The organism is Acidovorax sp. GW823-FHT02H02 (assembly GCF_058797075.1).
In genome coordinates, this window is sequence record NZ_JBXAJH010000012.1 from 137,946 (window position 1) to 159,174 (window position 21,229).

A 21,229-nucleotide genomic window follows, 5' to 3' on the forward strand; every position below is an offset into this window, starting at 1 on the left:
GGAGGTGCAGGTGCTGTCGCGGCGGCTGGACAGCGCACAACAGGGTTCGCCCCAGCTTTCATATTGTTAGTCGATTAACAATAATGGTCGGCATGGCCTGGCCGCGCTGGGCCGTCCTCGCCAGACGCTCCGGCGACCGTCCTGCACTGCCAGAGTCGATGCCAATGCCACAGAGAACCAGGAGACAAGATGCACAACACGCCCCCCGCCTCCCGCCGGAGGTTCTTCCGCACCAGTGCTGGCATGGGTGCCGTCCTAGCCGCGGCCACCAGCACCGGCGCCTCCGGCGCCAGCACGCCCCCCCACGCCGCCGTGCGGGTGCGCAGCGGCTTTGTGGCCGGTCCTTCGACCTACTACGAGGTTCTGGAGCCGGTCGCGAAGACCCGCAAGCCGCCCATGGTGCTGATCCACGGCGGGGCGCACACCGGCTCCTGCTACATGGCGACCGCCGATGGCCGCCCGGGCTGGGCGCCCTTCTTCGCAGCCCAGGGCTACCAGGTGGTGGTCCCTGACTGGGCAGGCACCGGTCGCAGCGGCTACATCCCCTACGACGACCTGTCGGGCGAGACGGTCGTGAAGGGCCTTGGCAAGGTGCTGGCCACGCTGGACCGCCCGGCGATCGTCATGACGCATTCGATGTCGGGCCCCTTCGGCTGGAAGCTGCTCGAACTCTTCGGCGACCGCATCGTCTCCCTGGTGGCAATCGCACCTGGCGGGCCGGCCAACGTCAGCGCGCCGACCGAGTTCCTGTCCAGCACGTCGGACGACGTGGAAGTCCGCTTGGCACCCGGCGCTCCGGTGCTCAAGCTCAGCCGCAAGCTGCCCTTCGTTGCCGAACCGGGCTGGGCCACGAAGAAGCTGGTCGGCAGCAGCACGCGCTTCCCGCGCGAGCACCTGGACAGCTACCTGGCCAGCCTGACCGTCATTCCGCCCCGCCTGCTGCTAGAGCGGGTGAACTATGAGAACAGCGCGCCCCGTGTGACCGACCCCTCGGGCTACAAGGGCAAGCGCGTGGCCCTGATCATGGGCACCAACGACGCGGACCACACGGCCGCCATCGACAAGCCCATCGTCGACTGGCTGAACGACATCGGGGCGCGCGCGGAATTCATTCCGCTGGGCGACCGGGGCATCCAGGGCAACGGCCACATGATGATGATGGAGAGCAACAGCGACCAGTTGGCAGCCGGTATTGCCGCCTGGCTGCAGACCGGCAAATTCAGCGCCTCGGCGTCCTAGTACCTCCGGGCAGTGCTCAGGCCAACTCCGCCGTGATCCAGCGGCGCAGGCTGTTGGAGTAGGCCAGGTCGGTGACGCGCGGCAGGTCTTCCACCCGCACCATGCCCTCTTCCAACCACCACCGCGCGGACGCACCGCTTAGCAGGCGGCAGCGCAAATGCGGAGTGGCCATCGCCGTCATCGGGGCTGCCCCTCGCAAAGAGGGAGACGCACGAGTTCGCAGCGGCAGGCCGGTTGCCGCGGGCCCGCAATGCCCGGCGTCCAGTCCGCTCCTCCAGAGGATCGCCTCTCGGCTCCGAGCGACACAGGGCGGCGCTAGCGACGCGCACGGGCCCTGCCACGCTCATGGGCGGGGGACGTAACGGGCGCGCGGCCGCCAGAGGCCGGTCACGCCGCGCTGCTCCTGCACATGCGCAGCCCAGCCGGCCATGCGCGCCACCAGGAAGAAGACCGCTGCCGACCAGACGGGAAGCCGGAGCGCCCGCACCAGGCAGACGACGGCGAACTCATGCCTTGGATGGTCCGCGAGATTCTCCTTCGCCCAACCGACGAAGTCGGCGACCTGTCGCATGTTGAAGGAGTCGTCAGCCAGTTCGGTGGCGATGGCGAGCAGGTGCTTCGCGCGCGGGTCGCCGCCCAGGTAGAGCGGATGCGTGAAGCCGGGGATCCGCTGCGCCCGCTGGTGCAGGCGCAGGGCCTTGTCGCGCAGCGCCGTCGCGGACGGCCTTGCGGTGAGGAACCGGTCCACGACCGCATAGTGCCCGGCGATCTCGGTCCCGGCGCTTGCGCAGATGCCCACGGCAATGCAGTCGAAAAGGTTCGCGCCTCCCGAGGCAGCCGCCCGGACGGCCAGGGTGCCCGGCGGCAGTTCGTGGTCCGCGAGGAGCACGAGCAGCGCGTTCACCGCGCGGATCCGCGCTGGCGTGGTTTCGCATCCGAAGGACCGGATCAGCGTCGAAGCGATCGATTCGGAGCGCTCCGGCAGCGTCAGCGCGCGGGCCGGGCCGACGCATCCCAGCGCTTGCGCCACGGCACAGATCAGCAAGCGCGCCTCTTGCACGACGCCCGCGTCCAGACCCCCACCGCCCGACATCCTGCGGCTGCGCTCCAACTGGAGAGCCAGCATCGCGAGCGATCCGTACACGCGGTGAGGATCGGTACCGTGCAGTATCCGCAAACCGGCCTCGCGGGCCAGTGCCTGGTCGCGCGGAGGGATTCTCCAGGCGCCGGCCCTCGCGACATCGAGAGGAGCGCCCCAGAGCAATTCGCAGACCCGCTCGAACGGAACGCCTTGCCGCGCGAGGTCGCAGGCCAAGTAGCCCCGGTAGGCTGGACCCGCCTCGGTGATTTCCGTGATACCGCTGCTGACGATGGGCGGCCCATGGTCCATCGCACCGGCTGCCGCCGCGGCATGGCCTGCACGGGCGGCCGCGCGCGCCATGACCCGTTCGATGTCCGAGCGGCTGTACAGGTGCGCCTTCGTTCCGGGCTGGGGCACGCTGCGGATGGCCCCCCTGCTCACATAGGCGTAGAGCGTCTGCGGGCGGACGCCCAGAAGGGCAAGACTGGCTTTCGCATCCAGGAAATCCGGCTGCCGGCACGACGTGGGATCGGGGCATGTGCTCATGTGGGCTCCGCGCGATTCCAGCGTTCGACGGCACGTAAATCCCGAAACCGCGCTATGTCTCCGTAGGTCTAATCATTAGGTCTCTAATTATCTCACAGGCTGCCAGGCAGAAGACGGCGGCACTGGCCCGGCGGGTTCCGGCGTGCGTTCCATGGGGCATCCATGCCACTCGCCTGTGGCGCGCGGGGTCCACTGGGTGGCATCGTCGACTCGTCGACCCACATCGAGACCGATGCGGCGCGGCTGGCCGCTCGGGCGCACTGCGCCGCGGCTGGCCGCTCGGGCGCACTGCGCCGCGGCGGGACCGATGCATTTGAGGGATTGGGGAGAGCGTGGCACTGCCGCGAGGCGCGGTGCGCTTCCATGGCGCGCCGCACCCAGGGCGCGGCCATCGGCAGCGCGGGCTACGGTCTTGCGGATGACTGAGCGGCGCCTGTCCGCTTCGGATCATCCTGAATGCACTCGTCGCTCGCCAGGTTGTCGATGATCTTCAGCAGCGAGCGCCGCACGATGCTGATGTGGGCATCCGTCAGGGATCTGATGGCGAGCGCGTTGACCTCCTCGGCCAAGGGCACGAGCTTCGCCTTGAGGCGCTTGCCCGCCGGCGTCAGGAAAACGTAGATGCTCTTGCGGTTGTCGGGACGCTGCTTTCGCAGGACGTACCCGAGCTCCTCCATGGCCTTCAGGGCGATCGCCGTGGTGGGCGCCATCACACCGGCCTCCGCGCTCAGTTCTGCCTGGGTGAGCCCATCCTTCTCCCAGAGAATCCGCAGGAAGGTCCAATGGCCGAGTTGGACGTCGTGGCGCGCAAGACGGGTCTGCAGCGATCGAAGAAAGGAGCGCGTCGCGTCCTTCACCAGATGCGCTAAACGGTCGTCGGGAACGTCCTCATGCCAGTGCTGCAGCATACGGCTCGCTACCTCCGCCGACTCTTTCCCTGCCTTTTTTGCCAATTTTCATTCCTCAATGCATCCCAACGGACGCTCTGCCCGGCCGACCCCCTGCAAGACAGCGGCGATCGGCGTACATGAACGAGCCGACGGACACGAAGAAGCGGGAGGAGGTTGAAAAGGTGCTGCCCAGGCCAAGCGGACCGCACAAATATAGCACCGTACATTCTGCTGTTCTCAGTAGGCGGCATGCTGATCCAGATCACAAAACCATGCGGTTGCACGGGCAATGCCGGGACGATGCCCAACGCCTTCGTTCTGGCAGGCCATAGACTTTTCGCCCCGCGTCGCACGCTTGGCACCAGGCTACGCGCGCACTTCGGCGCGTCAACCTTCAGCGAGCGGCTTCCCGTCCGCTCGAGACAGCGGCGGCCGATTGGCTTCAGCGCCCCGCTCCGCGGCTGCGCCGCCCGGGATGCGCGTGCGGGAGTTGCGCACCTCTTGACCAGACCACGGTGCCTGCGACACGCGGCCCGCAGCTTGCGCCTGCGGGTATCGCGAACTGCCGGTCCCGGCGGCATCACCGCCCCCGCCGAGGAGGTCTATGCCGCCCCTGCCAAGGGGCCTGTGCCGCCGATGCTGCTTCGGTCCTTCTCCGGCGCCGGCCGGGAAACTGCAGTTTTTCCCGCCGCGTCATGCCGGCTGCAGGCCAACGTGCTGGTGCCCCAGCGCGTCCACCGAGTCCACCCCCAACAAGCCCATGACGCGGTCCGTCTCCTGCAGGAGGATCTCGAGCGCGCGACTTGCGCCGGCCTCCCCCGCCGCAGCCACGCCGTACAGGGGCGCCCGGCCCAGCAGCACGCCGCGCGCGCCAAGGGCGAGGGCCTTGACGATGTCGGAGCCCCGCCGAAAGCCGCTGTCGACCAGGACGGGCATGCCCCCGGCAGCGGCGGCGACCGAGGGCAGCATGTCCAGCGTGGCGGGCAAGCCGTCAAGGCTGCGCCCGCCATGGTTGGACACCACGACGGCGTCCGCCCCATGGGAGGCGGCCAGGCGCGTGTCGTCCGCGGTGAGGATGCCCTTGACCACCAAGGGGCCCGCCCACTGCGAGCGAAGCCAGGCGACATCCTCCCAGCTGTAGAACGGATTGCGCTGCGCGCGGGTATAGGCGGCCAGCGCGTACGCGTCGGAGCCCGGTGGCAGGAACTCAGCCAGGTTCTCGAAGCGCGGCATGCCGCGGGCGAACCATGTGGAAACGACCCATCGCGGATGGGTCGCCGCGTCCCAGACGATGCGCGGAGAGAAATGCAGTGCATGGGCGAATCGGTTCCGCACATCCCGCTCACGGTTGCCCGGGATCAGCGAATCGACCGTGACCATGAGCGCGCAGTAGCCGGCCGTGTGTGCGCGCGCCAGCAGCCTGGTCGCGACCTCGCGTCCGCCCCACGGATAGAGCTGGAAGAACTTGGGTCCAGCCGATGCCCTGGCCACGGCCTCGATGTCGTTGTTCGAGCCGGCGGACAGCGAGAACGCCACGCCCGCCGCTGCGGCCGCGCGCGCCAGCATGAGGTCCGCGTCCGGCACGTAGATGCCGTTGAGGCCCGTCGGCCCGATCATGAAGGGCGCCGCGAGCCGCTGCCCGAACAGCGTGATGGACAGGTCGCGCGAGCCCTTGCCCGTGACCATCCGCGGCAGGAGGTGATAGCGGTCGAAGGCGGCGCGGTTGCGCCGCAGCGTCACTTCGTCCTCCGCGCCGCCTTCCAGGTAGTCCCAGATCACCTGCGGCAGCCGCCTCTTGGCCAGCCGGCGGAGATCCTCGATGTTGACGACCGACGGAGGCTGCAGTTTGCGGTGTGAATGCATGCGCCTCGCCTACTCCGCGCGGATTCCCGCCGCCTGGATGATCGGCCGCCAGCGCGCGATCTCGCTGGTGATCAGGTCCATGAACATCTGCGGCGGCCCGGGCGTGACGTCGACGCCCTGCGATTGCAGGCTCGCGCGCGTGGAAGGGTCGGCCAGGGCCTTGTTCAGCGCCGCGGTCAGCTTGGCGACGACCGTGTCGGGCGTGCCCGCCGGCGCCATGATCCCGTACCAGGCGCTGGCTTCCACGCCGGGCAGCCCGGCCTCGCCGGGGGTCGGCACGTCCGGCAGGGCCGGGGAGCGCTTCTCGCCCATGACGGCCAGCGCCTTCACGCGGCCGGCCTGGATCTGCGGCAACGCCGACACGAGCGGCTCGAAGATCACCTGGATCTGGCCGGCGATGAGGTCCGTGATGGATCCCGCGCTGCCCTTGTAGGGCACATGCGTCATCTGGATGCCCGTGCGCAGCTTGAATAGCTCGCCCGCCAGGTGATGGGCGGAACCCGTGCCGCTCGAGCCGTAGTTCACGGCGGTGGGCTGGGCCTTGGCGCGCTCGACCAGGTCGCGCAGCGACCCCGCCGGGAAGGCCTTGTTCGCAATCGCCACGAGGGGCATCATGCCGATCTGCCCCACCGGCCGGAAATCCTTCACGGGATCAAACGGGAGCTTGTCGTACATGCTCGCCGCATAGGCGTGCGCCGAGGGCGTCACGATCAGCGTGTAGCCGTCGGCCGGAGACTTCGCGACGATGCCGGCCGCGAGCGTGCCGGCGGCCCCGCCCCGGTTCTCGACGATTACGGGCTGCCCCAGCGAATCCCCCATCTGCTGGATGAGCGACCTGGCGATCACGTCCGTGGGGCCGCCGGCCGGCGCGCCCACGAACAGGCGGATCGGCTTCGTGGGGTAGGCGGCGCTCTGCGCCTGGGCGCTCGGCTGCAGCTGCAAGGCCAGGCTCGCGACGACGAGCGACAGCATGCGAAATCTCATGAGGTATCTCCTGAATGGTTCTTGGAAGCGGAAAGGATCCCGGCGCTTGCGCCCGGCCGGGTGCCTCCGGGGCGATCCCGGATGCTCGGTCCAGCGGACTGGCCCGCCGACCTGGGAACAAGCGAAGCGCCGCCCGCGGCACGCGTGGGGAAGGTGGCCGGCTGCATGACGGCACGCTCCTAGTCAAGCACCCGCCTCTGCAGCGTGTCCCGCACCAGTGTCCGCAGCCAGCGGTGCGCCGGATCCTCGTGCTGGCGCCTGTGCCATATCTGGATCACCTCCACGCTGGGCGATGCGAACGGCAGCGGCAGGGCCGCGATGCCTTCCTTGCCCTCGAACGCGCCGGCGAGGTCCATGGGAATGATGGCCGTCAGGCCGGTCTGCGGGATGATGGTCAGCAGGCCGAGGTAGTGGGGAATCGTGGCCACCACGTTGCGGTGGATACCCATCGCGGCCATGGCCTTCTCGATGACCTCCTGGCTGCGGCCTTCCGTTCGCACTGCGATGTGGAGCGCCGACTGGAAGGAAGCGAGGTCCAGCTCGCCGCGCGCGGCGAATTCCTTGTTGCCCGTGATGCACATGAACCCGCTGTTGCGCAGGAGCCGCTGCTGGAAGACGCCGCCGTTCTTAATGTCGGGGAAGTACCCGATCGCGAGATCGACGCCCCCCGATTCCAGCCCCTCCTCCAGCTTCTCCACGATCGGCGAGACCGTCCGCAGCCGCACGCACGGCGCCTGCTTGCGCACGGCATTGATCACCATCGGCAGATAGCAGGTCTCGCCGACATCCGTCATGCAGATCGTGAACAGGCGCGACGAGGTGCGCAGGTCCAGCGCCACCTTGGAGAAGATCTGGCGGCGTGCCAGCTCGAGGGCCTGGCGGATGGGCTCCGCGACTTCCAGCGCCTTTGCCGTCGGCTGCATCTCGTTCTTGACGCGCACGAACATGGGGTCGTCGAACGCCTTGCGCATCTTCGACAGCGCGTGGCTCATCGAGGGCTGGCTCAGCTGCAGCCGCTCGCCGGCCTTGGAGACGCTGCGGGTCTCCATGAGCGCCTCGAAGACGACGAGCAAATTGAGGTCCTCGTGGGACGGTTGCATCTTGGCCTACCCTTTGGCTGGATCGATGGGAATCTCCCCGGTCTGGCGCGGCGCGCCATGAAACCCGGGCCGCCGCGAGGTGCGGGCCGTGGCGCCTGGACCGCCCCCGGCGGCCCGCACGCGCCGGTGCCTTCTCCGGCCACGGCCTGCACGCGGAGCGCCACGGCGCACGCAAGGGCGCCGCCTCAGCGCAGCAGCTCCACGTCCTTGCCCGAGCCCGCCGACTCGAGCAGCGCCAGGCACACCTCCAGCGTGGAGCGCGCCCATTCGCCGTCATGCAGCGGCGCGGTCCCGTTCACCACGGCCTCGTACAGTTCGTCGATGACCTCGAAGCGGGGCACCGCGGGCCGGCCCAGCGGCCGCCGCTCCTTCGTGAGGTCCCCGTACACGCAGACGCTGTCGGGCAACGGACGGATATCGCCGCGCTCGCAGGACACCACGACCGGCCCGAAATGCTGGTGCCACGCCGGCGGCGCGCCCGCGGACGCGGGCACGTAGCCGGGCCCGCCATAGGTGCCGGCCGCCTTCAGGCGCGCCTCCTCCTCCGGCGAACCCACGGTCGCCAGCTTGCGGCGCGCGGCGCCGTACGCCTCGGGCGACTTCTCGGCGCCCATCTCGCCGATCCAGCCGCACCATTCGTCCGAGTCGAAGTGCCCGTAGCCGTTGTAGCTGACGCTGGCGAACGCCCCGCCCTCGAACCACAGCAGGGCCGAATAGGCGCCCTGGGTCGGGCGCCTGGGGTCCCAGTCGCCTGTGATCGCGCGCACCCGGCTGACCCGCGTGCCGGCCAGCAGGCGCACGATGTCGACCTGGTGGGCGGCCTGGCTGAACACCACGCCGCCGCCCTCCTCCGTGCGCAGCTCCTCGGGACGCCGCGGCCGGTAGAGGAAGTCGGTGTAGTTGAGCGCGTGGATCATGCGCACCCGCCCGAACTCACCGCCCAGGGCGATCTCGCGCGCGCGCAGGTACGGCGTGTCGAAGCTGTGGCAGTGGCCGACGATGAGGTGCACGCCGGCGTCCCGGCAGTCCCGGATCATCGCGTTGCAGTCGCCGAGGGACAGCGCCATGGGCTTTTCCACGAGCACGTGCTTGCCGTGCCGGGCGGCGATGCGCGCCTGCTCCGCGTGGAACTGGTGCGGGCTGGCGATGTAGATCGCCTCGACGTCCGGGTTGGACGCCAGGCCCTCGATGTCCGGGTACACCGGCGCATCGAAGTCGCTCGCGAAGCGCTCGCGCGCCGGCTCGCGCGGGTCGCAGGCCGCCACCAGCCGCACGCGCGCGTCGCGCTGGAGCGTGGGCAGCATGAGCGTGAAGGCGCGGCCGAGTCCGGCGACGCCGAGTCGAAGTGGGCGGCCGGCGTTCACAGGTCGATCACCAGTTCGTCGGACTTGGCCCGGGAGACGCAGATCATGATCTGGCTGTCCATCTCCTCGGGCAGCAGCACCATGTCTCGGTGGTCGGCCTCGCCGCTCAGCAGCTTCGTGCGGCAGGTGCCGCAGGTGCCGCTCTCGCACGAGGACGCCGCGTTGCAGCCGTGCTCGTGGAGGACCGACAGGATGGACTTGCCGACGGGCACCTCGAACGCCGCGCCTGAGCTGGCCAGCTTCACCAAGAAGGGCTTGTCGTCGGGCCGCACGCCCCCGCCCTCGTTGAAGCTCTCGAAGTGCACGTTGGCCGGCGACCAGTGGCCCGTCATGTCGCGCACCGCCTCCATCAGCGCGCGCGGGCCGCAGCAGTACACGTGGGCCGTGTTGGGCTTCTCCAGCACCGGCCAGAGGTCGAAGGCGCGCGCGGGGTCCCCGTGGCTGTGGTGGATCCGCACGCGGCTCTTGAGCTCGGGGGCGCCGAGCTCCTCGCGGAAGGCCGCAGTCTCGGGAAAGCGCGTCAGGTAGATGAGCTTCCACGGTGCCGGCGGCAGTTCGCCGAACGAGCGGATCATGGACAGGATCGGGGTGATGCCGATGCCGCCCGCGACGAAGAGGTAGCCCTTGGCGTTCTCGACCAGCGGGAAGGCATTCGAAGGCAGCGACGTGGGCAGCGTATCGCCCTCATGCAGTTCCTCGTGCATGGAGAGCGAGCCGCCCTGCCCCTCCGGATCGCGCTTGACGGCGATGACGTAGCGGTGGCGCTCCGCGGGATCGTTGCACAGCGAATACTTGCGCAGCATGCCATTGGGGGCCTGGACCTTGACGTGCGATCCCGGCGTGAACGGCGGCAGCTCGCTGCCATCGGGCTGTACCAGCTCGAAGCTGCGGATGTCGCGCGCCACGTCGAGGATCCGCGCCACGCGCAACGGCATCTGCGTGTCGGAATGGGTTTGGGGTGTGGTGAGCGTCATGACGCGCGACTACTCGGCCTTCAGCTGCGCCCGCGCGGCGGCGTCGGTCACCTGGGCCTTCTCTGCACGCAGCGCCCGCGCGAGCTGTTCGGGCGTTCCGCCCGCCGGGTCGACGCCCGCAGTGCGCAGCTGCTCGATGACCTCGGGGACCTTCACGATCCTGTTGATCTCGGCATTGACCTTGGAGATGACCTCGCTCGGCGTACCGGTCTTCGCCAACACCGCGACCGTGAATGCGAAATCGAAGCCGGGGATCTTTTCCGCCAGGGTAGGCATCTGCGGTGCCAGCGGGGAACGCGTCGTCGAATTGGTGGCCAGAAGGCGCGCCTGGCCCGACTTGACGAAGCCCATGAGCGACGGCGGCGAAGCGAACACCATGTCCACCTGTCCGCCGATCATCGCGGGGACCGAGACGGCGCTGCCCCTGAACGGAATGTGCGTCATCGAGATGCCCAGGCTTGCATTCATCGCCTCCATCGTCAGGTGGTGGATGCTGCCGTTGCCGGCGGAGCCGTAGTTGAGGCCCCCTGGCTTCGCCTTGGCCAGCGCGACGAGTTCGTCCAGCGTGTTCGCCTTGACGTTCGCGTTGACGGCGAGGAACAGCGGGGCCTTGCCGACGAGGGCGATCGGCACGAAGTCGTTGGCCGCGTCGTAGGTGATCTTCTTGTTGATCAACGGCGTGATCGACAGCATCGGCCCATCGGTCACCAGCAGCGTGTAGCCGTCAGCCGGGGACTGCAGGATCGCGGAGGCGGCGACCGAGCCACCCGCACCGGGCCGGTTGTCGACGTAGACCGCCTGCCCCAGCGTATCGCCCAGCGACTTGGCGATGATGCGCGCCACCGTGTCGGGAAGGCCGCCGGCGGCATAGGGAACGACGAGCTTGATGGCGCGGCTCGGATAGGCCTGGGCATGGGCCAGGGAGCCGAATGCGAGTTGGGCGATGCAGGCCAGGCCAACCAGCCAGGCGGGGATCTTGTGCTTCATGGTGGGTGTCTCCAGTTGTGGGTGGTGCGGGATCAGATGCTGTAGGTCTCGTAGGTCGCGGGGTGGAAGAGCTCGCTGACCGGCACGTGGCGCGATGACAGGCCCTGCTCGTAGTGGGCCCGCACGAAGGTCTCCAGCGTCCTGGCCGAGGCCGCCACGCCGTACGACCAGAAGTCGTCCCCCATCGCCTCGCGGGCAGCCTGCAGCTGCTCCTCGACGAAGGGCAGCGTGACCTTGGTGGCCGAGGTGTCCGACAGCAGCTCCAGCGCGGCGGCCTTGGACTGGGTGAAGGCCTTGACGAGCGCGGCGGGAAGCCAGGGGTGCTTGGCGGCGAGTTCCTTCCTGACGGCCGCCACGTGCATGATCGGGAACACGCCCGTGCGCCGGTAGTAGTCCTTGGCCACCGCGGTCGGGTCGTCGAACAGCCAGCCGATGTTCGGGTTGGCGAGCGCCGACCGGCTCGGCGGGCGCGGCGCCATGAAGCCATCGATCTCCCCGCGGTCGAGCATCTGCGAGATCGTCGCCCCCTCGGGCGCCTGCTCGATCCGGACGTCGTCCGGCAGCTGCAGCTTGACCTTCTCGGGCCGCCCCGGCGTCTCGATGCCCCCGCGCACCCAGGTCACGTCGGAGGGGCGCACGCCGAAGTCGTCCTGCAGGATCGCGCGCGCCCACACGTTGGCGGTGAGCTGGTATTCGGGCAAGCCGATGCGCTTGCCCTTCAGGTCGGCCGGCTCGCGGATGCGGTCCTTGCGCACGTAGATCGACGTGTGCCGGAACGCCCGCGAGAGAAACACCGGTAGCGCGATGTAAGGGCACTCGCCCCGCGAGTGCTTCACCAGGTAGCTGGAGAACGAGAGCTCGGTGATGTCGAAATCGACGCTACGCATCGCCCGGAAGAACATCTCCTCGGGATTGAGGAGCATGTACACGGGATCGACGCCGTCGATCTGAACGCGGCCGTCGAACAGCGCGCGGGTGCGGTCGTAGTCGCCCATGGCGACGGAGAGTTGGAGTTTGCTCACGGGATCAGGACTTCACGGAATAGGAGGGTTCGAACTCGGGACGGTTTTCGCCGTCCAGCCAGACATAGCGGGTCTCGTAGGTGCGCCAGTCGGTCGTCTTGGGGACGATGGCCTGGAAGGAGCAGACGGCCGGCGTGGCCGCCTCGGCGCCGGTGCCGATGGCAGGCGCCCCCTGGTCGAAGGCTTGCACGGCCTCGAGCATCTGCTTGCGGAATTCCACGATCGCCAAGTCGCTGGCGCCCAGACGGTCATGCGTGCGGTCGGCGATGGCGCCCATGGTCAGCCACATCGCCACGTCCTGGTTCGGGAAGCCGGTGATGCCCGTGAAGTTGCCGGCCTTCATGGCGTTGCGGTCCTGCCAGAACTTGTTCGCCTCGTTGCGCAGGGGGCGGTAGTTCTGGTCCAGGTCGACACCCACCGTCTGGCGCAGGAACTTGCGCCAGGTGTCGGTCTCCGGCGTCTGCGACGGGTGGCCCCAGGCGATGAAATAGAACGCCGTGCTCGTGTCGTCCATCGGCACGTTGATGTTGGCCACGTTGTAGAGGTTGTTGGGCGGGATCAGGGCCGTGGCCGGTGCCACGAACACCGTCGAGCGCACGTAGTCGTTCTCCGCGGCGTTCGTGATCGGGCGGCGCAGCGCGGCATAGCGGAAGCCGAAGCCGGTGCGCTGCACCTGCATGCGCGGCGCCTTGTCGGTGGACGGGCGCAGCCAGGTCTTGTCCGTGGCCTTCGCGCCGTCCACGCGCGCAGGAACCATGTCGGAGGAGTGAAGGCTGGAGCTGTGCGCGGAGTCGATGGCACCCTCGAGGATCTGCGCCCAGTTGCACGGCAGCAGCACTTTCGCGATGCTCACCCGCGTGTCCGCCGTCGGCGCCCACGGCGGCGGCTGGAATTCGGGCATGGTCTCCTTGGGCCCCATGTAGGCCCACACCATGCCAGCCCATTCCTTGGTGGGGTACGCGGTGTGCTTGACCTTGTCGACCATGCCGCTCGAAGCCGGCTCGGAAGCCATCTCCAGCACGTTCCCGTCGACGTCCATCTTCCAGCCGTGGTAGAGGCAGCGAAGCCCTCCCTCCTCGTTGCGGCCGTAGACCAGCGACGCGCGACGGTGGGGACAGTACTCATCCATGACGCCGACCCGGCCGTCGCTGTCGCGGAAGACCACAAGGTCCTCGCCGAACGCCCGCGCCTTCACCGGCGTGCCGTCGGGTTCGCTCACCTCTTCCACGAGGCAGATGGGCATCCAGTGGCGGCGCATCAGGCGTCCCATCGGGGCGTCGCCTTCGACGCGGCAAAGCAGTTCGTTCTCTTCGTGAGTCATCATGATGTCATCTCATCTCTAGTGGTGGTTGCTTCAGGGGGGTTGAACTAGCAGGCCAGGGCGGCCTCGGGCTTTCGGCCCACGCGCAGCACCACGGGCTTGGCGCCGTGCTGCAGCTTGCAGAGCCAATGGGTGAGTGCCGAGTCGAGGTGCTGGACGTGGGGCGGAAACCAGGCCGCCAGCTCGTCCGCCACGCGGCGGGCCACCTCGACCTCCCCGCGCGCCAGGCGGGCACGCACGCCGCGCAGCGTGGACAGCACCGCTTCGTGCTCGCTGATGTGGCAGTCGCGCGGCGGAAACGCCGTCGTGCGCATCAACTCGTTCTCGGCCGCGAAGTGCGAGGCCGCATGCTGGAGCACCGCGTCCAGCGCCTGCGCCATCTCGGGCGCGGCGGCGCACCGCATGCGCTCGATCAGCTCGGCCAGTTGCTCGTGCTCGCCATCGATCGCCGCATGCCCGAGCAGTAGCGAGTCTGACCAGATCGGCGCCGAGGTTTCAGTGGGGTTCATGGCGGGGAATGCGGGCACCGTCTGGCGGTGCCCCGTTTTGTTAGTCGCCTAATGATTTTAGGGGCACACGTTGATCCGGGCAACGGTTTTCCCTACGGGGTTTCCCTAGAATCATTTGGTCTCTAATAATTTTGTAAACTCGGACTCGATGTGTACGCATGGCGGTGCGTGTGCGTGCGTGCGCACCGGTTCGGCCGACGGGCAAACGTCTCCTCCAGTCGCGCGCATGAGCGAGGTGAGGCCGCAAGCCATGCTCCGGCGCCGGTGGCCCCGGTGGCTGGCGCTCCGCCGGCCCACGCAAGCACAGGCGGCACGGCCGCGCCGGGACGCGGCCTCCCCAGGATGAACAAAAAGGATTGAACGTGAGTGAGAGAGAGTTTCTGAAGCAGGTGCACCAGGACGTCGAGCGTGCCTTGGACGAGGATGTCGGCCCGGGAGACCTGACCGCGGAACTGGTCCCGGCGACCGCCCGCGCCACGGCCACCATCACGTGCCGCCAGGCGGCGGTCGTCTGCGGCCGGCCCTGGGTCGAGGAGATACTGCACCGCCTGGCGCCGACGGCGCGGGCCGACTGGCGCGTACCCGATGGCGGCACCTGCGTGCCCGGGCAGGCCGTCGTGGTGATCGAAGGCGTGGCGCGCGAGCTCCTCACCGCGGAGCGCACCTGCCTGAATTTCCTGCAGACGCTCAGCGGCGTGGCGACCAAGACCGCCCGCTATGTCAAGGTGGTCGAAGGCACGCGCGCGGCCGTCCTAGATACGCGCAAGACCATCCCCGGCCTGCGCGCCGCGCAAAAGTACGCCGTGCGCTGCGGCGGCGGCCAGAACCACCGGATGGGCCTGTACGACGCCGTCCTGATCAAGGAGAACCACATCGCGGCAGCGGGCGGCCTGACGGCCGCGTTCCGCGCGGCGCAGGCGCTCAAGGGCCGCGTGGCCTTCATCCAGGTGGAGGTCGAGACGCTGCGGCAGTTGCAGGAAGCGCTCGACGCGGGCGTGGACATGGTGCTGCTGGACAACATGCCCCTGGAGACCGTCCGTGAAGCGGTGCGGCTGGCCCAGGGCCGCTGCAGCCTGGAGGTCTCCGGCGGCGTCACCTTCGAGACGCTGCGGGCCTACGCGGAGACCGGCGTCGACCGCATCTCCGTGGGCGCGCTGATCAAGGACGTGACGGCCGTCGACTTCTCGATGCGCTTCAGCGAGCGGCCGCTGGAGGCCTGAGCCGGGACCGCGTCGCGTCGGCGCGCATGCCGGCGACCGGACGGGCCCGTGCGCCGGGCCGTGGCCCGCATACGCCCCCGGTACCGGCGCCCCGCCGCCATCAGAGCAGGAACACGCCCTTGCCGCCCACGCCCTGGTCGAACAGCCGGTAGGCCTCCTCGGCCCGGTCCAGCGTCCAGCGGTGGGTGTACAGCTGGCCGACGTCGAGCCCCTTGGCGGCGACGAAGGCGGCGCACTCGGCCTGGCCGGTCGTCGAGAACGTCCACGACCCCATGACCGTCATCTGGCGGCGCAGCAGCTCCGGACTGACGTTGATGCGCACCTCGCCGCCCTCGCCGACGAAGCAGCAGGTCCCCCAGGTCTTGGCCGCACGGATGGCCGCGCTGCGCGCGGATGCCGCCCCCGAGGTCTCCAGCGACTTGTCGACGCCCTGCCCGCCGGTCAGCTCCAGGATGGCTTCTGCGACATCGCCGTCGCCCGACGGGGCGAAGGCCACGTCGGCGCCCAGTCGGCGTGCGTGCTCGAGCCGCTGCTCGTTCGTGTCGATGGCGATGACGCGCGCATTCATGGCCCGCGCGAACTGCGTGGCCGACAGGCCGACGGGCCCCTGCCCGAAGATGGCGATGGTGTCTGCCGCGGACAGGTGCATGCGCCGCAGCGCCTGGTAGGCGGTGCCGGTTCCGCAGGCGATCGCCGCGCCGGCCTCGAAGCTCAGCGAATCCGGCAGCGTGACCACGGTGTTCGCCGGCACCTTCAGGTAGGGCGCGTGGCCGCCGTCGTCGTTGTTGCCGTACACGCGCACCATCGGCTGGACGTTGCGGCACAGCTGCTGCCAGCCGGTGCGGCAGTGCGCGCAGGCGTTGCAGCCCTGGTAGTGGTGCACCATGACCCGCTGCCCGACCCGCGCGAGCTGCGCCGGCACGGCCGAACCGACCGCGCAGACGATGCCCGCGGGCTCGTGGCCGGCGATGGGCGGGCGGCCGATCAGCGATGGCATGTAGGCAGGCTGGTCCAGCGGCCTGCGGTAGTTCTGCAGGTCGGTGCCGCACATGCCGGACGCCTTCATCTCGATGACGACGTCCAGCGGCCCGGGCGTCGGGTCCGGCACCTCGAGGTACTCGATCTTGCGGTTCCCGGGAAATACGACACCTCTCATCGTGGCTCCTATGCGATGGATCTGTGGCTGTGCGGCCGGGAGGGTGCCTAGGCCTTGAAGGCGAACGGGTCGCGCACCTCGTCGCCGAGCTCGCACCAGACGCTCTTGGTCTGCAGGTAGTGGTTCACGGCCTCGGTGCCGTTGACGCGCCCGATTCCGCTGGACTTGTAGCCGCCGAAGGGCGAATTGAAGGCCAGCGTGCGGTAGGTGTTGAGCCAGACCGTTCCCGCCTCGAGCCGCCGCGCCATCAGGTGCGCGCGCCGGAAGTCCTTGGTCCACACCCCCGCGGCCAGCCCGAACTCCGAATCGTTGGCCAGGGCGAGGACCTCGTCGTCGTCTTCGAAGGGCATGACCGCGAGGACCGGCCCGAAGACCTCCTTGCAGATCACCGGATTGGCCGCATCCGCCCCGCCCAGGATCGTGGGCGCGAAGAAGTAGCCGCCGTCGAAGCCTGGCACCGCCAGGCGTTCGCCCCCGCAGAGCACGCTGGCCCCTGCGGCCACGGCCTCGCGCACGATGGCCTGGTCCTTGTCCAGCTGGGCCTTGCTCGCGACGGGCCCCATCTGGGTGGCCTGCGCCAGCGGGTCGCCGACCGCGATCCGGCCCGCCCGCCGCACCAGGCGGGAGACCAGTTCGTCGTAGATGCGGCGGTGGATGTAGGCGCGCGAGCCCGCCACGCAGGTCTGGCCCGCCGCCGCGAAGATCCCGGCCAGCACCCCGATTTCCGCGCGGTCGATGTCGGCGTCCTCGAAGACGATGTTCGGGCTCTTGCCGCCCAGCTCGAGCGTGCACGGGACGAGCTTCCTGCCCGCCTCGGCGGCGATGGCCCGTCCCACGTCCGTGCTGCCGATGAAGGAGATCTTGCGGACCTGCGGGTGTCCGACGAGCGCCTCCCCGGTTTCCCTCAGCCCCGTCACGACGTTGAGGACGCCGGGGGGGATGCCGACGCTTTCCGCCAGCCGGGCGATCTCGATCGCCGAGGCCGACGTCACCTCGCTGGGCTTGACGACGATGGTGTTGCCCGCGGCGAGCGCGGGCGCGGCCGACTCGATCATCAGCAGCGTCGGAGAGTTCCAGGGCACGATGACGGCCACCACGCCCAGGGGCTCCTTGAGCGTGTAGTTGAGCACCGACGTCTGCGCGACCGGAATGACCGCGCCCTCGATCTTGTCGGCCATGCCGCCGAAGTAGCAGAGCCAGTCGCGCACGATGCGCGCCTGGGTCTGCATCTCCGAGGCCAGCTTGCCGTTCTGCGTCGCCTCGAGCGCGCCGATGTGCATCGCGTTCTCCGCGATCGCGTCGCCCCAGCGCATCAGCAGCCGGCCGCGCTCGGTCGCGGACATGCGGGACCAGGGGCCGCGGAATGCCTTGGCGGCCGCCGTCACCGCCCGGTCCACCTGGTCGGCGCCGGCGATGGCGAAGTCGCCCCAGCGCCGCCCGGTCGTGGGGTTGAAGGACTCGAAGGTACGTCCCGGCTCGGCCGCGACGGCCTCGCCGGCAATGTGCAGGCCGTAGCTGCGGGCGCCCATCTCGTGATTCGGCAGCGAAGTTGACTGCGACATGGTGGCTCGGATCCTCTTTCTGAACAAACGGGGTGGACACGGGCGGCCCTTGCGGGGGCGCGCCGCGCGGCGGCGCCACCCGACCGGGCACGGCCGCCTCTCGCCTACAGCGGACAAGCCGCCAGGTGCGGATCGGCCGTGCCCTCGAGCACGACCTCCTTGGACTTGAGGCTCCAGACGGGTCCGCTTCCATCGACTTCGACCGCGACGAACCGGTCGACCGGGAAGCCGTTCTTTCCGATCCGGTACTGGACCCCGCGAACGGACCGGTAGGCCGCCTTGCGCAGCGCCGCGCTCAGCTTCGCGGCTTCCTTGGTGTTGCCGCCCAGTTCGTCCACGGCGGCCTTCAGCTGCGTGACCATGTCGTAGGACGTCGCGGCGTAGTTCGACGGCAGGCGGCCGTACTTGGCATTGAATTCCTTGACGAAGCGCTTGTTCTCGGCGTTGTCCAGGTCCGCCGCCCAGAAGTCGGCTGTTTCCGAGCCAAGCACGCCCTTCACGCCCGCGGCCTGCAGGCTCGGCAGGTTGAGCTGGTCCAGCGTGAAGGCCGTGAAGAGCTTGGTCTTGCCGGCCAGGCCCGACTGGTCGAACTGCCGCGCGAAGGCAGCGCCCGCGGCACCCGGGTAGAAGGCGAACAAAGCATCGGCGCCGGACGCCCTCACCTTGCTCAGCTCCGCGGAAAAGTCGAGCTGCGGATCGTCGCCCCACCGGGTCATGTCCGCACCGACCACCTCGCCCGTGTACACGCGCCGCACGGCCTGGAGGAAGTCCTTGCCCGCGGTGTAGTTCGGGGCCATGAAGTACAGCTTCTTGGCGCCGCGCAGGTTCATGAGCTTGCCCACCGCCATCGGCAGCACGTCGTTCTGCGCGTGCATCGCGATGAAGTTCTCGTAGCACAGCTTGCCCGCGATGTCCGACGGGCCGGCATTGACGCTGACCACGACCTTGCCGGCATCGACGATCGGCTTGCGCGAGGCCAGCAGCACGTTGCTCCAGATGTAACCGCCCAGCACGTCGACGCCGTCCTGCTGGATCAGCTTCTGCGTCTTCTGGCGCCCCAGCTCGGGCTTGAGCCCGTCGTCCTCGTAGACGATCTCGACCTTGCGCCCACCCATGCTGCCGCCGATGTGCTCGACCCCCAGGTTGACCGCATCGACCACGTCCCGGCCGATGACCGCGCCGCCGCCGGTCAGCGTCGTCACGACCCCGATCTTGATCGGCGGCGTCTGCGCGCCGGCCGGAGCGGCCATGGCGGCAGCCAGCGCCAGAAAAATGCCCAGTATCTTCATTTCATCGTCTCCTTTGATGGAACAAGCAAAGCGGATGGGGATGGGGATGGGCCGGCGCCACGGCGCGGGTCACACGGCCATGAGCCCCGAGATCCTTTCCAGGTCGGACTCGACGTCCTTGGCGGTCCCCGTCCATTTGATGCGGCCGCGCTCCATGACGTAGAAGCGGTCCGCCAGATGCACGAGCTTCTTGAGGTGCTTGTCGACGATGAGGATCGCCAGGCCCGTGCGGCGCAGATCGGCCAGGCACCGCCAGATCTGCTCCCGGATCAAGGGCGCCAGCCCTTCGGTGGCTTCGTCCAGGATGAGCAGGCGGGGATTCGTCATCAGCGCGCGTCCGATGGCCAGCATCTGCTGCTCACCGCCCGACAGCAAGTTTCCGGCGGCAAGGCGGCGCTCGTGCAGCTTCGGGAAGATCTCGTAGACGCGATCCACAGTCCATGGCGCGGCCCCCGCGGTCCGGCTGGCCGCCGTCGCCATGAGGTTCTCGTGCAGGGACAGGTTGGGAAAGATGTGCCGTCCCTCGGGCACGAGGCCCACGCCCAGCCGCGCGATCTGGTCGGCCGCCAGGCCGGTGATGTCGACGCCCTGGAACGTGACGTTCCCGCCCTTCTTCGGAAGCAGCCCCAGGATGCTGTGCACCGTGGTCGTCTTTCCCATGCCGTTGCGGCCCATGAGGCACACCACCTCGCCCTCTCCGATGGACAGGTCCACGTCGAAGAGCACGCGGTTGGCGCCGTAGCCGCCCGAGAGACGTTGAACGCTGAGCGTCATAGATCATCCCCCAGGTAGGCGTTGCGAACATCCGGGTTGGCGCGGATCTCCGCGGGCGTGCCGGTGGCCAGCACCGTGCCGCCCACCAGGACCGTGACCCGGTCAGCCAGCCCGAAGACCGCATCCATGTCGTGCTCCACCAGGATGATGGTGGTCTTGCCTTTCAGGCGGGCCAAGTGCTGGGTCATCTCCAGTCCTTCCTCGTGCCCCAGCCCGGCCATGGGCTCGTCGAGCAGCACGATCGCGGGGTCGCCGGCCATGGCCAGCGCGAACTCGAGCAGGCGCTGCTCGCCATGACTCAGGCTCTCGACCAGCGCCCCTGCCCTGCCGTGCATGCCCACGCTGCGCAGCAGTTCATGCGCGCGCGCTTGCAGCGGGGCGTCGCGCTGGATCGAGCGCCAGAAGCTGAAGGCGTGCCCGTCCTGGGCCAGGATCGCCAGCACGGCGTTCTGCAGCACGGACATGCTCCGGGCCAGCGCCGTGATCTGGAAGGACCGCGAGATGCCCCTGCGGGCCCGCTGCGCCGGAGACAGGCCCGTGATGTCCTGATCGTGAAGAAGGATGCGCCCGCGGTCCGGCCGCAGGGCCCCGAACAGCTGGCTGATCAGCGTCGTCTTGCCCGCCCCGTTGGGGCCGATCAGGGCATGGATCTCGCCCTTGCGGATGTCCAGCGACACGTCCCGGGTGGCGACGACGCCACCGAAGGCCTTGAACAGCCCGTCCATGGCCAGCACCGGTGCGACGGCGGCGCTCATGCCGAACCTCCCTTGGTTCCCAGCAGCAGGCTGGCCAGCCCCCGGCGCCCGCCGCTCACCGCGACGATCAGGAAGGCTCCGAACCAGAACTCCCAGTAGGCAGTCTTGCTGCCCAGCAGCTGCTCGATGAGCACGAACGCGGCCGCCCCCAGGACCGGGCCGCAGGCCGTCCCGCTGCCGCCGAGCACGACCATGAACATGAGCGCCGCGGACAGCTTCCAGCTCGTGAGGTCGGGCGTCACGAAGCTGGTGAGGTTGGCGTTCAGGAACCCGGCCAAGCCGCAGACCGCCGCGGCGAGCACGAAAGCCGCCAGCCGGTAGCGATCGACACTGAAGCCCGACGCCTCCACGCGCTGCTCGCTCTGGTTCGCGGCCGCCAGGACCAAGCCGAAGCGCGAACCCTTGATGCGCACGAACCCGAGCGAGGCGAGCGCCAGGGCGCCCAGGGAGGCGAAGTACAGGACGGGCCGGCTGCCCAGGTCCAGCCCCCCGGAGAACACGCTCGACCCGGTGATCGGGGTCTCCTCGTTTTCAGTGCAATAAGTGACGGTACGCAAAGCTAGCACTGGCGCGGGGGTGGTCTGGGTAGACCG

General features: G+C 69.0%; 21 protein-coding genes. 3 read left to right on the forward strand and 18 right to left on the reverse strand.

What is annotated here, in order from left to right:
* The first annotated feature begins 189 nt into the window (after positions 1-189).
* Positions 190-1,239 (forward strand): alpha/beta fold hydrolase, encoded by a 1,050-nt coding sequence (locus AC1RDS_RS14125; protein ID WP_199227645.1) that lies wholly within the window; start codon positions 190-192, stop codon positions 1,237-1,239.
* Between the two features lie 16 nt (positions 1,240-1,255).
* Here the strand turns inward: AC1RDS_RS14125 and AC1RDS_RS14130 are convergent, their stop codons facing one another.
* On the reverse strand, positions 1,256-1,411 hold the full coding sequence (locus AC1RDS_RS14130; RefSeq protein ID WP_158276426.1) for an aminotransferase class IV: 156 nt from the start codon (positions 1,409-1,411) through the stop codon (positions 1,256-1,258).
* A 171-nt stretch (positions 1,412-1,582) separates the two neighbouring features.
* Entirely contained in the window at positions 1,583-2,866 is a 1,284-nt protein-coding gene (locus AC1RDS_RS14135) for a citrate/2-methylcitrate synthase (protein ID WP_017404455.1), read from the reverse strand.
* Between the two features lie 162 nt (positions 2,867-3,028).
* On the opposite strand from AC1RDS_RS14135, the gene AC1RDS_RS14140 reads away from it, so the two are divergent.
* Entirely contained in the window at positions 3,029-3,292 is a 264-nt protein-coding gene (locus tag AC1RDS_RS14140) for a hypothetical protein (RefSeq protein WP_492227110.1), read from the forward strand.
* Here AC1RDS_RS14140 and AC1RDS_RS14145 read toward each other — a convergent pair.
* From AC1RDS_RS14145 to AC1RDS_RS14190, 10 genes are all read right to left on the reverse strand, one after another.
* Positions 3,271-3,774, reverse strand: a complete 504-nt coding sequence (locus AC1RDS_RS14145) for a MarR family winged helix-turn-helix transcriptional regulator (RefSeq protein WP_204731832.1) — start codon at positions 3,772-3,774, stop codon at positions 3,271-3,273. The two genes, AC1RDS_RS14140 and AC1RDS_RS14145, sit on opposite strands and share 22 nt — an antisense overlap.
* Positions 3,775-4,449: 675 nt before the next feature.
* Positions 4,450-5,619, reverse strand: a complete 1,170-nt coding sequence (locus tag AC1RDS_RS14150; RefSeq protein WP_059400358.1) for an alpha-hydroxy acid oxidase — start codon at positions 5,617-5,619, stop codon at positions 4,450-4,452.
* Positions 5,620-5,628: 9 nt separating this feature from the next.
* Entirely contained in the window at positions 5,629-6,603 is a 975-nt protein-coding gene (locus tag AC1RDS_RS14155) for a tripartite tricarboxylate transporter substrate binding protein (RefSeq protein WP_026062140.1), read from the reverse strand.
* Between the two features lie 179 nt (positions 6,604-6,782).
* Positions 6,783-7,703: a LysR family transcriptional regulator gene (locus AC1RDS_RS14160; protein ID WP_017404440.1), complete on the reverse strand. Its 921-nt coding sequence runs from the start codon at positions 7,701-7,703 to the stop codon at positions 6,783-6,785.
* Positions 7,704-7,888: 185 nt separating this feature from the next.
* The gene (locus tag AC1RDS_RS14165) at positions 7,889-9,067 is read right to left on the reverse strand and encodes a Gfo/Idh/MocA family protein (RefSeq protein WP_026062141.1); all 1,179 of its coding nucleotides are present in this window, start codon (positions 9,065-9,067) and stop codon (positions 7,889-7,891) included.
* Positions 9,064-10,041 carry a PDR/VanB family oxidoreductase gene (locus tag AC1RDS_RS14170; protein ID WP_017404442.1) on the reverse strand — a complete coding sequence of 326 codons (978 nt, stop codon included), beginning with the start codon at positions 10,039-10,041 and terminating at the stop codon, positions 9,064-9,066. Before AC1RDS_RS14170 ends, AC1RDS_RS14165 begins: the two co-directional genes overlap by 4 nt.
* 9 nt (positions 10,042-10,050) lie before the next feature.
* Positions 10,051-11,028, reverse strand: a complete 978-nt coding sequence (locus AC1RDS_RS14175) for a Bug family tripartite tricarboxylate transporter substrate binding protein (protein ID WP_017404443.1) — start codon at positions 11,026-11,028, stop codon at positions 10,051-10,053.
* A gap of 32 nt (positions 11,029-11,060) precedes the next feature.
* Complete coding sequence (locus AC1RDS_RS14180) at positions 11,061-12,050, reverse strand: ABC transporter substrate-binding protein (protein ID WP_026062142.1); 990 nt, start codon at positions 12,048-12,050, stop codon at positions 11,061-11,063.
* 4 nt (positions 12,051-12,054) lie between these two features.
* Positions 12,055-13,374 (reverse strand): Rieske 2Fe-2S domain-containing protein, encoded by a 1,320-nt coding sequence (locus tag AC1RDS_RS14185; RefSeq protein ID WP_148748456.1) that lies wholly within the window; start codon positions 13,372-13,374, stop codon positions 12,055-12,057.
* A 44-nt stretch (positions 13,375-13,418) separates the two neighbouring features.
* Complete coding sequence (locus tag AC1RDS_RS14190; RefSeq protein ID WP_088167133.1) at positions 13,419-13,880, reverse strand: bacteriohemerythrin; 462 nt, start codon at positions 13,878-13,880, stop codon at positions 13,419-13,421.
* Between the two features lie 362 nt (positions 13,881-14,242).
* Here AC1RDS_RS14190 and nadC point away from each other — a divergent pair, with 362 nt between their 5' ends.
* Positions 14,243-15,100 carry a carboxylating nicotinate-nucleotide diphosphorylase gene (nadC, locus tag AC1RDS_RS14195; protein WP_103738775.1) on the forward strand — a complete coding sequence of 286 codons (858 nt, stop codon included), beginning with the start codon at positions 14,243-14,245 and terminating at the stop codon, positions 15,098-15,100.
* A gap of 100 nt (positions 15,101-15,200) precedes the next feature.
* On the opposite strand, the gene AC1RDS_RS14200 is transcribed toward nadC, so the two are convergent.
* The 6 genes from AC1RDS_RS14200 to AC1RDS_RS14225 all read right to left on the reverse strand — a co-directional run.
* Entirely contained in the window at positions 15,201-16,256 is a 1,056-nt protein-coding gene (locus tag AC1RDS_RS14200; RefSeq protein WP_017404448.1) for a zinc-dependent alcohol dehydrogenase family protein, read from the reverse strand.
* Between the two features lie 47 nt (positions 16,257-16,303).
* Positions 16,304-17,818 (reverse strand): aldehyde dehydrogenase, encoded by a 1,515-nt coding sequence (locus AC1RDS_RS14205; RefSeq protein WP_227472697.1) that lies wholly within the window; start codon positions 17,816-17,818, stop codon positions 16,304-16,306.
* A 104-nt stretch (positions 17,819-17,922) separates the two neighbouring features.
* Complete coding sequence (locus AC1RDS_RS14210) at positions 17,923-19,107, reverse strand: ABC transporter substrate-binding protein (protein WP_017404450.1); 1,185 nt, start codon at positions 19,105-19,107, stop codon at positions 17,923-17,925.
* A gap of 69 nt (positions 19,108-19,176) precedes the next feature.
* Positions 19,177-19,881: an ABC transporter ATP-binding protein gene (locus AC1RDS_RS14215; protein ID WP_017404451.1), complete on the reverse strand. Its 705-nt coding sequence runs from the start codon at positions 19,879-19,881 to the stop codon at positions 19,177-19,179.
* The gene (locus AC1RDS_RS14220; protein ID WP_017404452.1) at positions 19,878-20,636 is read right to left on the reverse strand and encodes an ABC transporter ATP-binding protein; all 759 of its coding nucleotides are present in this window, start codon (positions 20,634-20,636) and stop codon (positions 19,878-19,880) included. Before AC1RDS_RS14220 ends, AC1RDS_RS14215 begins: the two co-directional genes overlap by 4 nt.
* A partial coding sequence (locus AC1RDS_RS14225) for a branched-chain amino acid ABC transporter permease (protein ID WP_492227111.1) occupies positions 20,633-21,229 on the reverse strand: 597 nt, incomplete at its 5' end. The genes AC1RDS_RS14225 and AC1RDS_RS14220, both read right to left, overlap by 4 nt.

What these genes read in the sequence shown, in the direction of transcription:
- AC1RDS_RS14155 (WP_026062140.1), bottom strand. Translation starts at nt 6,603, where the DNA reads ATGAGATTTCGCATGCTGTCGCTCGTCGTCGCGAGCCTGGCCTTGCAG.
- AC1RDS_RS14125 (WP_199227645.1), top strand. Translation starts at nt 190, where the DNA reads ATGCACAACACGCCCCCCGCCTCCCGCCGGAGGTTCTTCCGCACCAGT.
- AC1RDS_RS14210 (WP_017404450.1), bottom strand. Translation starts at nt 19,107, where the DNA reads ATGAAGATACTGGGCATTTTTCTGGCGCTGGCTGCCGCCATGGCCGCT.
- AC1RDS_RS14135 (WP_017404455.1), bottom strand. Translation starts at nt 2,866, where the DNA reads ATGAGCACATGCCCCGATCCCACGTCGTGCCGGCAGCCGGATTTCCTG.
- AC1RDS_RS14150 (WP_059400358.1), bottom strand. Translation starts at nt 5,619, where the DNA reads ATGCATTCACACCGCAAACTGCAGCCTCCGTCGGTCGTCAACATCGAG.
- AC1RDS_RS14200 (WP_017404448.1), bottom strand. Translation starts at nt 16,256, where the DNA reads ATGAGAGGTGTCGTATTTCCCGGGAACCGCAAGATCGAGTACCTCGAG.
- AC1RDS_RS14170 (WP_017404442.1), bottom strand. Translation starts at nt 10,041, where the DNA reads ATGACGCTCACCACACCCCAAACCCATTCCGACACGCAGATGCCGTTG.
- AC1RDS_RS14190 (WP_088167133.1), bottom strand. Translation starts at nt 13,880, where the DNA reads ATGAACCCCACTGAAACCTCGGCGCCGATCTGGTCAGACTCGCTACTG.
- AC1RDS_RS14185 (WP_148748456.1), bottom strand. Translation starts at nt 13,374, where the DNA reads ATGATGACTCACGAAGAGAACGAACTGCTTTGCCGCGTCGAAGGCGAC.
- AC1RDS_RS14175 (WP_017404443.1), bottom strand. Translation starts at nt 11,028, where the DNA reads ATGAAGCACAAGATCCCCGCCTGGCTGGTTGGCCTGGCCTGCATCGCC.
- AC1RDS_RS14220 (WP_017404452.1), bottom strand. Translation starts at nt 20,636, where the DNA reads ATGAGCGCCGCCGTCGCACCGGTGCTGGCCATGGACGGGCTGTTCAAG.
- AC1RDS_RS14145 (WP_204731832.1), bottom strand. Translation starts at nt 3,774, where the DNA reads ATGCTGCAGCACTGGCATGAGGACGTTCCCGACGACCGTTTAGCGCAT.
- AC1RDS_RS14205 (WP_227472697.1), bottom strand. Translation starts at nt 17,818, where the DNA reads ATGTCGCAGTCAACTTCGCTGCCGAATCACGAGATGGGCGCCCGCAGC.
- AC1RDS_RS14160 (WP_017404440.1), bottom strand. Translation starts at nt 7,703, where the DNA reads ATGCAACCGTCCCACGAGGACCTCAATTTGCTCGTCGTCTTCGAGGCG.
- AC1RDS_RS14130 (WP_158276426.1), bottom strand. Translation starts at nt 1,411, where the DNA reads ATGGCCACTCCGCATTTGCGCTGCCGCCTGCTAAGCGGTGCGTCCGCG.
- AC1RDS_RS14215 (WP_017404451.1), bottom strand. Translation starts at nt 19,881, where the DNA reads ATGACGCTCAGCGTTCAACGTCTCTCGGGCGGCTACGGCGCCAACCGC.
- AC1RDS_RS14140 (WP_492227110.1), top strand. Translation starts at nt 3,029, where the DNA reads ATGCCACTCGCCTGTGGCGCGCGGGGTCCACTGGGTGGCATCGTCGAC.